Origin of the sequence: Sphingomonas sanxanigenens DSM 19645 = NX02 (assembly GCF_000512205.2) — a bacterium.
In the GTDB taxonomy this organism is placed as follows: Bacteria; Pseudomonadota; Alphaproteobacteria; order Sphingomonadales; family Sphingomonadaceae; genus Sphingomonas_D; species Sphingomonas_D sanxanigenens.
In genome coordinates this window covers 98,695-109,843 of sequence record NZ_CP006644.1, presented here as the reverse complement: position 1 = coordinate 109,843, position 11,149 = coordinate 98,695, and the positions used below count along the sequence as shown (strand labels likewise).

At 66.8% G+C, this 11,149-nt stretch carries 11 protein-coding genes and 1 pseudogene; 6 read left to right on the top strand and 6 right to left on the bottom strand.

Translation table 11 applies throughout. The features are described 5' to 3' along the window. Positions 1 to 141 precede the first annotated feature (141 nt). From NX02_RS00530 to NX02_RS00515, 4 genes are all read left to right on the top strand, one after another. Positions 142 to 1,440, top strand: a complete 1,299-nt coding sequence (locus NX02_RS00530; protein ID WP_025290263.1) for an Hsp70 family protein — start codon at positions 142 to 144, stop codon at positions 1,438 to 1,440. 257 nt (positions 1,441 to 1,697) lie between these two features. Further along, a complete protein-coding gene (locus tag NX02_RS00525; protein ID WP_053000551.1) occupies positions 1,698 to 3,056 on the top strand; it encodes an ATP-binding protein in 1,359 nt (452 codons plus the stop codon). Continuing rightward, the gene (locus NX02_RS32935; RefSeq protein ID WP_025290261.1) at positions 3,053 to 3,430 is read left to right on the top strand and encodes a hypothetical protein; all 378 of its coding nucleotides are present in this window, start codon (positions 3,053 to 3,055) and stop codon (positions 3,428 to 3,430) included. The genes NX02_RS00525 and NX02_RS32935 overlap by 4 nt, the downstream gene beginning before the upstream one ends. A 2-nt stretch (positions 3,431 to 3,432) precedes the next feature. After that, a complete protein-coding gene (locus NX02_RS00515) occupies positions 3,433 to 4,362 on the top strand; it encodes a tetratricopeptide repeat protein (RefSeq protein ID WP_025290260.1) in 930 nt (309 codons plus the stop codon). Positions 4,363 to 4,765: 403 nt separating this feature from the next. Here NX02_RS00515 and NX02_RS00510 read toward each other — a convergent pair whose 3' ends face one another. Then, complete coding sequence (locus NX02_RS00510; protein ID WP_025290259.1) at positions 4,766 to 5,452, bottom strand: transposase; 687 nt, start codon at positions 5,450 to 5,452, stop codon at positions 4,766 to 4,768. Between the two features lie 62 nt (positions 5,453 to 5,514). Here NX02_RS00510 and NX02_RS31975 point away from each other — a divergent pair. Continuing rightward, positions 5,515 to 5,612: pseudogene (locus NX02_RS31975) on the top strand (IS5 family transposase); the annotation flags it as partial. A 102-nt stretch (positions 5,613 to 5,714) separates the two neighbouring features. On the opposite strand, the gene NX02_RS31970 reads toward NX02_RS31975, so the two are convergent. Further along, positions 5,715 to 6,284, bottom strand: coding sequence for a tetratricopeptide repeat protein (locus NX02_RS31970; protein ID WP_158013840.1), 570 nt, complete (start codon positions 6,282 to 6,284; stop codon positions 5,715 to 5,717). 305 nt (positions 6,285 to 6,589) lie between these two features. Beyond that, a complete protein-coding gene (locus tag NX02_RS00505; protein ID WP_025290258.1) occupies positions 6,590 to 8,626 on the bottom strand; it encodes a M3 family metallopeptidase in 2,037 nt (678 codons plus the stop codon). Positions 8,627 to 8,749: 123 nt separating this feature from the next. Here NX02_RS00505 and NX02_RS31965 point away from each other — a divergent pair, with 123 nt between their 5' ends. Further along, positions 8,750 to 9,073, top strand: coding sequence for a polyhydroxyalkanoic acid system family protein (locus tag NX02_RS31965; protein WP_025290257.1), 324 nt, complete (start codon positions 8,750 to 8,752; stop codon positions 9,071 to 9,073). A gap of 10 nt (positions 9,074 to 9,083) precedes the next feature. Here the strand turns inward: NX02_RS31965 and NX02_RS00495 are convergent, their stop codons facing one another. The 3 genes from NX02_RS00495 to NX02_RS00485 form a co-directional block, all read right to left on the bottom strand. Then, entirely contained in the window at positions 9,084 to 9,545 is a 462-nt protein-coding gene (locus tag NX02_RS00495; protein WP_025290256.1) for a hypothetical protein, read from the bottom strand. Beyond that, positions 9,538 to 10,488: a hypothetical protein gene (locus NX02_RS00490; protein WP_025290255.1), complete on the bottom strand. Its 951-nt coding sequence runs from the start codon at positions 10,486 to 10,488 to the stop codon at positions 9,538 to 9,540. Before NX02_RS00490 ends, NX02_RS00495 begins: the two co-directional genes overlap by 8 nt. Before the next feature lie 156 nt (positions 10,489 to 10,644). Next, positions 10,645 to 11,088 carry a hypothetical protein gene (locus tag NX02_RS00485; protein ID WP_039996335.1) on the bottom strand — a complete coding sequence of 148 codons (444 nt, stop codon included), beginning with the start codon at positions 11,086 to 11,088 and terminating at the stop codon, positions 10,645 to 10,647. Positions 11,089 to 11,149 lie beyond the last annotated feature (61 nt).

Below are 11,149 nucleotides of genomic sequence, written 5' to 3'. Positions count from 1 at the left end.
GGACTGGTCAAGGCCTGTACGCCCCGCGCGACTCCCCCTCTCCCCGGCCCTCTCCCCCGAGGGGAGAGGGAGAAGGCAGTGCTTGCCACCCCAATCCCCCGATGCCATAGGCCGCCGCCCCCTTTCCCGGAAGCCGCCACCATGCCCAGCGCCCCCGCCCCCGCCCTGGGGCTCGACTTCGGCACGACCAACAGCGTCGCCGCGATCGCCGGCGCGGACGGCCAGTCGCGGCTCGTCGAACTCGAGGGAAAGCCCGCGACCGGCGCGGTGTTCCGCTCCGCACTGTGCTTCTGGCACGACGATGGCCCGCGCGGCGGGCTCGCGCATGAGGCCGGGCCCTGGGCGATCGCCGAATATCTCGAATTTCCCGCCGACAGCCGCTTCATCCAGTCGTTCAAGTCGGTGGCCGCCAGCACGGCGTTCGAACATGCCACCGTGTTCGAGAAGCGCTTCCGCTTCGAGGACCTCGGCCGCATGTTCCTCGACCGGATGGTGGCCCACGCCGGCGGCGCGCTCGATGCGCGGCCGGCGCGGATCGTGGTCGGGCGGCCGGTGGAATATGTCGGCGCACGGCCCGATGCCGCGCTCGCCCGCCAGCGCTACGATCTGATGTTCGAAGCGTTCGGCACCGAGATCCATTATGTGTTCGAGCCGCTGGGCGCCGCGTTCAGCTATGCCTCGCGCCTCACCGAGCCCGCCACCATCCTCGTCGCCGATTTCGGCGGCGGCACGAGCGACTTCTCGGTCGTCCGCATCGCCGCCCCCGGCGCCGCGCGGCGCTGCGAACCGCTGGGTTCGGCGGGCATCGGCATCGCCGGGGACCGCTTCGACTATCGCATCGTCGACCGGCTGGTGCTGCCGCTGCTCGGCAAGGGCGGCACCTATCGATCGTTCGACAAGCTGCTGGAGATCCCGCGCGGCTGGTTCGCCGACTTCGCCGACTGGTCCCGCCTCGCGCTGATGCGCAACCGCAAGACGCTGGACGCGCTGGGCCGGCTGCAGCGCACCGCCACCGACGGCGACGCGATCGGCCGGATGATCGCGGTGATCGAGAATGAGCTCGGCTATGCGCTCTACGACGCGGTGGGCGCCACCAAGCGCGCGCTTTCCAGCGACACCCAGGCCGAATTCCGCTTCGCCGGCGGCGGGCTGGACATCGCCGCGGACGTGACCCGCGCCGATTTCGAAGGCTGGATCGCCGAGGATCTGGCGCGCATCGAAGCGACGGTGGACGAGGCGCTGACCCGCGCGGGCGTCGCGCCGGGCGCGATCGACCGCGTGTTCCTGACCGGCGGCTCCTCGCTGATCCCGGCGATCCGGCGCATCTTCCAGACGCGCTTCGGCGACGCGCGCATCGCGACGGGCGGCGAACTGACCTCCATCGCGCACGGCCTCGCACTGATCGGGCAGGAGCCGGATGTGGGAGCATGGGCGGCTTAGGTTTCCGAGCCCTTCCTTTCCCGGTCACGGCACCGCGATTTCCCCAAATCCGTTCGCCCTGAGTAGCGGATGAGCGAAGTCGAAGCCGCGCATCGAAGAGTCACGCTCCGAGCCGGTCCTTCGATACGGGCCTTCGCCAGGCTCCGTCCCTACTCAGGACGAACGGTTGAGAGGCAAGCCGAGGTGCTCGAAGAGATCGCGCTGCCCGTTGCCCGCCCCGCAGCCACCGCTATGTAGGCAGGGTTAGGAGCAGAATCTTGTCCACCAACCCTGCCATCGATGCATTGCTGGCCGCCTTTACGGCCTCCGGCGACACGCGCCTCCTCGGTTCGGCGCTCGACCTCGCGACCGGCGAGGCGGACAAGCGCGCGGTGATCGCCGCGGCGCTCGACGCCGACCTCGATCTTCCGCTGCGCGAACGCCTCGCCCGCAGCGCGCTCGATCTCGGCGATGCGCTCGATGCCGTCGCACTGTGCGGCGATGAGCGCCTGCTCCTCCCCGTCCGCATCGATGCGCTGCTCGTCGCCGGCCGGCTGGCTGAGGCGGAGACCGACTATCGCGCCGCGGTCGCCGCCGATCCGGTGCTCGAGGATCCGAAGATCGACGCCCGGCTGGACGAGGCACGCGCCGCCGCAGCGCCCGAAGCCGCGTCCAACGTAATCGGTTTCGTCCATGCCGCGCGCGGCCTGCGCGGCGCCGAGCGCAGTGATCGCGAGGAGGCCGCCGCCGCCCGCGCGCTGTTCGCAGAGGCGGACAATCAGGTGCGCTTCGCCGATGTCGGCGGGCTCGAGGATGTGAAGAAGCAGATCGCCCGGCGCATCATCACGCCGTTCAGGAAGCCTTCCCTGTTCGCCAAATATCGCCGCAAGGCCGGCGGCGGCGTGCTGCTGTTCGGCCCGCCGGGCTGCGGCAAGACCCTGCTTGCGCGCGCGACCGCGGGCGAGTGCGAGGCGCGCTTCGTCAACGTGCCGGTGATCGACGTGGTCGACAAATATATCGGCGAGGCGGAGCGCAAGCTCGCCGCGATCTTCGCCGATGCCAGGCGCGACACCCCGACCGTGCTGTTCTTCGACGAGCTCGAGGCGCTGGCCGGCACCCGCAGCGGCAATGCCAACCAGAGCCATGTCAGCCTGGTCTCCACCTTCCTCGCCGAGATGGACGGCTTCGCGCACAACAATGAGGGCGTGCTGATCCTGGCCGCCACCAACATGCCGTGGGGCGTCGATTCCGCCTTCCGCCGCCCCGGCCGCTTCGATCGCGTACAGTTCGTACCGCCGCCCGACCGCGTCGCCCGCGCCGAGATCCTCAAGTTGCAGCTCGAAGGCCGGCCGCTGGCGGGCGATGTCGATGTCGACGCGATCGCCGCGAAGACCACCGGCTTTTCGGGCGCCGACATCGAGAATCTGGTCAACACCGCAGTCGACCTCGCGATCGAGGAAGCGCTCGCGTCCGGTGCGGAGAGCCCGGTCGGCCAGCGCCATCTGGCAGAAGCCCTCGGCGAGGTGAAGCCGACCACGCTCGAATGGCTGACCACCGCGCGCAACTACGCCAAATATTCGAATGCGGGCGGCCAGTATGACGACGTCGCCGCCTTCATCAAGGCGCACGGGCTGTGAGCGATGCATTGCGCTACCGGCTGGTCGACGAGCCGCGGCCGAGCTTTCTCCAGAAGATCGCGCTGCCGCCGCTACTGGTGTTCCTCGTCGGGCAATATTTCCTGCCCTGGGGGCTGCTGCTCGTCGCGGTCAACGCGGTGGCGCTGAACGGCCCGCACCGCAACCGCGAGATCGCCTTCGCGCTGATCCCGATCCTGATCTATTTCGCGAGCCTGATCGCGCTCAACCTGTCGGTGCGGAACGGGCTGATCAGCGACAACGCGGCGCGCTATCTGTTCGTGCTGGCGATCGGCGCGGGGCTGATGTTCATCGCCACCGCCTTCGTCTCGCAGGAGCGGACGGCGGCGCTGCGCCAATATCTGCGGCAGGGGTGAGCATGGATCCCTATCAGATGGCGATGGACCGCGCCGAACTGCTGATGCGCGCGGGCAATAGCCATGCCGCGATCGAACCGCTGCGCGACGCGCTGACCGTGGCGCCCGACCAGGCCTATCCGCACCTGCTGCTGGCGCGCGCGCTGCGGCTCGGGAACCGGCTGGCGGGCGCCCGCTACGAAGCGGAGCGCGCGATCGAGCATGCCCCGACCTGGAACGCGACGCATCTCGAACTGGCGCATGTGCTGCTGCTCGAACAGCGCAACAAGGCGGCGCTGGCGGCGGTGGACCATGCGATCGAACTCGACCCGCAGGAAGCCTATGGCCATCTGCTGCGCGCCAAGCTGCTGCGCATCGCCGGCCGCCGCGCCGAGGCCGCGACCAGCCTCGATCAGGCGCTGACGCTCGCGCCCAATGCGCCCGACATACTCGCCGAGATGGGCTATGCCGCGCTCGAGCAGGGCCGCATCGAGACCGTCGAGGACGCCGCGCGCCGCATCCTGAGCCTCAGCCCGCACCACAGCGAAGGGCTGGTGCTGATGGGTCACGTCCAGCTCGCGCGCGGCGACACCGCCGAGGCGCTGCGCCTCGCGCTGGCCGCGCTGTCACAGGCGCCCAACGATCTCGACGCGCTGTCGCTGCTCGCCTCCGCCAAGATGAAGGGCAATCCGGTGGGCGGGCTGTGGTGGCGCTGGAACCGCTTCCTCGTGAAGCTGGGCCAGGCGCGCGCGATCTTCTTCATCGTCGGGCTGTGGGTGCTGTTCCGCTGGGCGGTGCTCGCGGCCGATGATTTCGGCCTGCCGCCGGAGACCGAGATGGTGCTGACCGTACTGTATCTGGGGTTCGTGATCTACACGATCTCGGCGAGCGTGATCGTCAGCCGGATGATCCAGAAGGAAGTGCAGCGGGTAAGGCTGCGGCCGGATTTCTGAGGGGTGCGCGCCTTCCCGTTCGTCCTGCCCGTATTTTCAAGACCCGCGCCTCCAGAACCGTTCGTCCTGAGCAGGGACTGAGCCTGGCGAAGGCCCGTGTCGAAGGACCAGCGCCGAGCCATGCCCTTCGATACGCGTCTTCGCCAGGCTCAGCCACTACTCAGGGCGAACGGGTGGGAGAAAATCCCACCTCAATCCGCCAACTTCGACAGGATCATCGCGCGGAACAGCGTGATCAGCCCCACCGTCAGGATCGTGACGAAGGCGACATCCTTGTTGTCGGCGATCGTCTTGCGAAGTGAAGCCATCTGCCCGTCCTCCTTGCCGGATCGAGGATAGGATGGCGCGCGTTCGCCGCGCTATCGCGGATTCTACGTAGCCGCTCATTTCGGGGACACAATACTTAACTCTCCGCCTTCGGCTTCGGACCGCGCTTGCGCGGTGCGAGCGCGCGGCCCGTCTGCGTCTCCATGTCGGCGATCCAGCCGGGGTCGCCGAGCGGGCGGCCGGTGCGGAGGCGGGCCTCGATCGCGTCGGCGGTTTCGGCCTCGTCCGCGGCTTCGATGCCGCGCGCCAGATAGGCGCGCCAGTTGCGTACGTGGCGGCCGAGGGCGGCGACATCGGTCAGCGGATCGTCGGCGACGCGCCTGCCGGCGACATGCGCCCGCGCGCTCGACCAGCGCCAGTCGCCCGCCTCCGTCGCCAGCCCCGCGGCGACGGGGTTGTTCTCGACATAGCGGATCGCGGCGATGAGATGGGCGTCGTCCATCGGATAGCTGGCGAAGCGGCCCTGGAACAGATAGCCGCTCCACCCCTCGCGGGCATTCACACGGCTGGTGTAGCGGCGATGCGCCTCGCCGAGCGCCGCGCGCAACCCGTCCTCATCTTCCGGCACCAGCACGAGATGGACATGATTGTCCATTAGGCACCAGGCGAGGCAGCGCACGCCGGCGGCGGCAATGCCCTGCGCGACCAAAGCCAGATAGGCGGCGCGGTCATCGTCCGAGAAGAAGATCGGAAGCCGCCGGTTGCCGCGCTGGGTGACATGGTGCGCGACACCGGGAATGACGATGCGGGAGAGGCGGGCCATTGCGGTGGGATAGCAGATGGGGAGGACGGCGTCTATTTCGTATTGTGTCCCTGAAATTACCCGGCCGCCTCAAGGACTGGCGCGGGTCGCGACACGCTACGACCGCTGCCCTACCGCTTTCTTCTCCCCCGTCGCGCTCGCCGCCACTGTCATCTTCTGACTCTGATCAGTGAGTCCTGAGCCTAGCCAAGGATTTGCGGGACATCCGCAATCGATATCACCCCTCGCCGCTGCCTGCCACGCCGACCTTACAACGCCACCTTCATCGATACCCTCGATCCGAATAGGGGTCTCGAATAGCCTCATAGACAGCCAATAATGATAGAGGAATAATCTTCATGTAAAGAAATAACTTCATAAGCAATGAATCAGATGAATCAATTTTAAGGCCAATAAGAACCCTCTTTGCGATTAATTGTCCGCCTTCTGAAGCGACCTCAAGAATTTTGATGGCTTCTTCCACGTTTTTTTCTCCCCCCTCTCCCTTTGCCATCATCGATCCATACCACGCCAGACATCGAATATCACCGATATTCGATCCATCAGAAAATATTCTGCGCGACTCAACTAGATTTCCTTCGTCGTAACGCAAGCGTCCAAGCTCGAAGAAACCAGATCCCGATCCCAGCATCGCCGCCTTCTCATAATATTTAGCAGCACGTCGTGAATCTGAAATACCAATCTTTCCAGAGTCATAAATCCATCCAAGACTGAGAAGCGCATAGGATGAATCAAGTTCAGAAAGCGTTATCAACACTTTTACGGCAGCCTCGTAATCTCCATTTTTGATTAGCTTGTATGCCGTTTTCTCAAGATCGCCCACGTCGGTCATACTATTTTCTTTCTTCTGATCGCGAATTTCTCAAGACGGCTTAATAACTGGAGGTGGCGGGGGCAAAGGAGGCGATGGCGGCGGCGGAGACAAGGGAGCAGATGGCGGCGCAGCTGCAGACGGCGGCGTAGGAGCCGATGGCGGCGGTGACTTCCCGTTTGGCGAAGGTGGTCCAGAGCGTGGTGCAATTTCTGGTGGCCTACCTTCCGGAGCAGGCCGCGAAACCGGCGGTCTGCGTGGAGCCGGCGGTAAGCGGGGAACTTTTTGGCCAGGAAAATTTCGGGGACACAATACCAAACTCCGCCTTACGCCGCCAACCCCTTCATCCGCAGCAGCGCGTCGATCTTCGGCGGACGGCCTGCGAACGCCGCGAAATTGTCCGCGGCGGGGCGGCTCGCGCCGGCGGCCAGGATCTCGCGGCGGAAGGCGGTGGCGCCGGCGCCCGCGGCATTCTGTTCGCCGAACAGTTCGAAGGCGTCGGCAGAGAGGAGTTCGGCCCAGAGGTAGGAATAATAGCCCGCGGCATAGCCGCCCGCGAAGATGTGGGTGAAGCCGTTGGCGAAACGGTCCCACTCCGGCGGCGGGAAGACGGAGACGTCGCGGCGCACCGCGGCCTGCGTCGCCAGTGTGCGGGCGCCGTCCTTGGGGTCGAAGCCGTGGTGGAGGCGCAGGTCGAAGGTCGCGAATTCGATCTGGCGGAGCAGTTGCAGCCCGGCCTGGAACTGGCGCGCAGCGAGCATCCTGTCGAACAGCGCGTCGGGCAGCGGTTCGGCGGTTTCGACATGGCCGGTCAGCGACAGCAAAGCCGCGCGGTCCCACGCGAAATTCTCCATGAACTGGCTCGGCAGTTCCACCGCATCCCATTCCACGCCGGAAATGCCGCCGATCGAGGGCAGGTCGACCTCGGTCAGCAGATGGTGCAGCACATGGCCGAACTCGTGCAGCAGGGTGACGACGTCGTTGTGCGTCAGCAGCGCGGGCTTGCCGCCGGCGGGCGGCGCGAAATTGGTGGTGAGGAAGGCGACCGGGCGGTGGAAGCGGTCGGCGTCGCGGAAGCGCGGGCGGCACACGTCCATCCACGCGCCGCCGCGCTTGTCCGACCGCGCATAGAGATCGAGATAGACGCCGGCGATCACCGTGCCGACCCCGTCGAGCACGTCGTAGAAGATCGCATCCGCGTTCCACAGCGACACGTCCGCGCGCGCGACGAGGCGGATGCCGTAGAGCCGCTCGATCAGCGCGGTGGTGCCTTCCAGCACGCGCGGCGCGGGCAGATAGGCCTTGATCGCCTCCTGGTCGACGCCGTGCAACTCGCGCCGCATCGCTTCGGCGACGAAGCTCATGTCCCACGGCTCCAGCGCATCGATGCCCAGCCGGTCGGCGGCGAAGCGGCGCGCGGCGGCGAGTTCGGCTTCCGCCATCGGCCGCGCCCGTCGCGCGAGATCGCCGAGGAAGGCCAGCGCCTCGTCGACATTCGCCGCCATCTTGGTTTCCAGCGAGCGCGCCGCCGCATCCGCGAAGCCGAGCAGTTGCGCCGCCTCATGCCGCAGCGCCATGATCGCCTCGATCCGCGCGCCATTGTCGAACGACGGATCGTCGGCCAGTTCGGAGGCGCGGGTGACGTTGGCGCGGTAGACCCGGTAACGCAGGTCGCGGTTGGTGGCGTGCCACAGGATCGCCTTGAGGCTGGGCTGGCGCAGGCGGACGAGCCAGCCCTCCAGCCCCTGCTCCGCCGCATAGGCGGCAAGGATCGCCTTGTCGGTCTCGGGCACGCCATCGAGCAACGCCGCGTCGGTCACATGCTCGCTCCACGCCTCGGTCGCGTCGAGCACGGCGTTGCCGAACTCGGTGCCGAGCCGGCTGAGTTCGATGCCGATGGCGAGGAAGCGGTCGCGCGCCTCTCCTTCCAGCGCGACGCCGGAGAGGCGGAAGCCGCGCAGCGCCAGTTCCACCGCGCGGCGCTCCGCAGGCGTCAGCCGGTCGAATTCGCGGGCCTCGGAAACACGGCGGATCGCGTCATATTGCGCGCGGTTCTGCCCGGCTTCCATCAGATAGGCGACGAGCCTGGCCTCTGCGGCGGCATGCGCCTCGCGCAGCGCCGGGCTGTCGGCGACGCCGGTCAGGTGGGTGACGGGCTGCCAGCCGCGCGTCAGCGCGAAATCGGCGCGCTCGGCGGGCAGGATGACGCCGGCGAAGCTGCCATCGTCAGACGCCGTGATCCGCTCCACCGCGGCGCGATGCTCGGCAACCAGCACCTCGATCGCCGGCTCGATATGCTCGGGGCGGATCGCGGCGAAATCGGGAAGGTCGTCGTCGGCGAGCAGCGGGTTGGCGTTGATCATCATCTCTCGTCCAAAGAGGGCGACGCCGGACGGCGCCTTGTTCCGCGAGGTTGGCGGTGGCACAGGCGGTTTCAACCCCGCCCGGCCGCGGAACATCCACATCAAGGCGCGCGTAGACCCCTCATGTCAAACCCCCTCGTCATCGACATCCCCCACAAGCTCGACCGCGCCGAGGTGCGCCGCCGCATGGCTGCCAAGGTGGGCGATCTGCCGAAGCACATCCCCGGCGGCATGGCCGAGGTGCGATCGTCCTGGCCCTCCGAAGACCGGATGAACGTGGTGGTCAGCGCGATGGGGCAGGACGTGGTCTGCGACCTCGACGTGCAGGATCATCTGGTGCGCGTGAGCCTGGTGCTGCCGCCGCTGCTCGGCATGATGTCCGGCATGATCGAGGCGGTGGTGCGCGAGCGCGGGCGATCGGTGCTGGAGGACAAAAGGAAGGACTGAGGCCGGCGGCTCAGGTCGGCGGCGGCGATCCGGCCGCTTTGCGCCGGGGTCGGACCGCGACGAGCCAGAAGAGCAAGGCGGTGGGCATCACATGCGCGGCGATGGTCGGCAGCATGACCAGTTCCTCCGCGAACGGTTTGGACGCGACGGCCAGGAAGATCAGGAACATCTCCACCGTCACCGCCGCGCCGCCCAGCGCATAATGCCACCAGGCATCGCGCCTTCGCCAGCAGAGCAATTCGTGGACGGGCAGGCCGAACAGCAGGGCGATGCCATAGGCGCCGGCGGTCAGGCCGATGATCGCGTCGAACCAGTCGCCCGGCCCCGAAACGACATCGCCCGATCGCCACAGCCGGTCGAGCACCCACAGCATGGCCGCCGGCACCGGCGCCACGATCAGCCCAAGCAGGTCATGCCAGACGCGCTGCCGCGCCGCCGAACGCGCCGGGCGAACGCTATTCGCCTCAGCCATGCGACGGCCGGCGACGGTGGAATGCTGCACGAAGCGCCCGGATCGTCTTTCCCGGCTGCCAGACCGCGATCAGCCAGAACAGCAGCACGGTGACGGTGATCAGATGAGCATAAAGCATGAAGCTCGTGAAAAGGCCGAACAAGCTGAACTCCAACCCAAGGCCAAAGCAGGCCATGATCATCGAAAGGATCACGCCGGCGACCAAGTAATGCGCAATGCCCCGCCAGCCCTTTCGCTGCAGCAACACATGGATCGGAATGCCAATGAGGACAGAGAGGCCATAGGTCCACACCGGCACCATCAGCAGAACCTTGTTCGGATCTTCGTGCCGCCCGAACGTTCCGAGATACAACAGCGCCGTCGACCAGAAGAGCAACAGCATCGGGATCGGCGCCAGCAGGAATCCCAGAGAAACCCGCAACACCCGCGTCCATCGCACCTTCTGTCCCCCGCGCCCCTTGCGAAGACGCGCCATCAGCACCGCAATAGCGGATGGTGATTCGATCGCTGGCACCGCCCTCATTCTGCCCAGCACATCTTGCACCGAGCCGCGCCGCCAGCTTGGCCAGCTTGGCCAGCGCGGCTGCCAGACCGCGATCAGCCAGAACAGGATCACGGTGAGCACTGTGAAGAACAGCACGCTGCCCAAGAGGGAGATCCTGAGTGCGAGATCACCCTCGCCACCCAGGACGGGACCGATCGCAATGATCGACGACAGGATGAGGCCGGCCAACAGATGATGGATGAGCCCGCGACGCTCGATCCAGTTCAGCGCAAGGTGCATCGGCAGGCCGAGGAGCGCGACGGCCGCATAGATCGGGACCGACACCAGCAGCAGAACATTTGCCGGGTTCTCATGGCCGCCCATAGCCTTGGTCAACCAGAGCGTGTTGGACCAGGCGCACAGCAACACGGGAACGGGCGCCAGCATGAACCCCAGCAAAACCCTTGCCGCCTTTGTCCAGGGCATCGCCTGCCTTCCCCCCATGCTTGGCCTTCGTCCGCTCGGGCATAGCGCATCGGGCGCGGGCGCCATCCGGAATTTGATCCCATCCGGAGCGAAATTCCATGCGACGTGGTGGGCGGATGGACGCCAGGATCAATCGAACACGGCCGAAAGCTTCGTCCGCGCGATCTGGCCCGGTTCGGGCGACCGCCAGATCGCGATCAGCCAGAACAGCAGCGCGGTGAGCGCCGCGGCGAGCGCCAACAGGCTGCCGATCATTGCGGCGGGCGCGCCGAACGAGCCGTAATCTTCCGTCCGGATGATCTCCATGATGAACACGGCCAGCGTCGCCAGCACCGGCAGCGCCATCGCGGCGGCGAGATAGTGCCACAGCCGGCGCTTGCCGAAGCGCCGCAGCAGCACATGCGTGGGCACGCCGAACAACAGGGTCGGGCCGTAGATGAAAGCGGCGATGGTCAGCATCCGCGCGATTTGCACGGGCAGCGGCCCCGTATCGGACACGACGATCGCGAACCACATGATGGGCAGCAAAAGGGGCATCGGTGCCAGCAGGAAGCCGAGAAAAAGCCTTACCACCTTGTCCGGCGCATCGCCTTCCCTCCCCCGACTTGTTCCTACGCCCCACCGCCATGCGCGC

Bases quoted from the DNA above. Each gene is read 5' to 3' on its own strand.
- NX02_RS00530 (WP_025290263.1), top strand. From the start codon at position 142: ATGCCCAGCGCCCCCGCCCCCGCCCTGGGGCTCGACTTCGGCACGACC.
- NX02_RS00515 (WP_025290260.1), top strand. From the start codon at position 3,433: ATGGATCCCTATCAGATGGCGATGGACCGCGCCGAACTGCTGATGCGC.
- NX02_RS00510 (WP_025290259.1), bottom strand. From the start codon at position 5,452: ATGGCCCGCCTCTCCCGCATCGTCATTCCCGGTGTCGCGCACCATGTC.
- NX02_RS31970 (WP_158013840.1), bottom strand. From the start codon at position 6,284: ATGACCGACGTGGGCGATCTTGAGAAAACGGCATACAAGCTAATCAAA.
- NX02_RS00505 (WP_025290258.1), bottom strand. From the start codon at position 8,626: ATGATCAACGCCAACCCGCTGCTCGCCGACGACGACCTTCCCGATTTC.
- NX02_RS31965 (WP_025290257.1), top strand. From the start codon at position 8,750: ATGTCAAACCCCCTCGTCATCGACATCCCCCACAAGCTCGACCGCGCC.
- NX02_RS00495 (WP_025290256.1), bottom strand. From the start codon at position 9,545: ATGGCTGAGGCGAATAGCGTTCGCCCGGCGCGTTCGGCGGCGCGGCAG.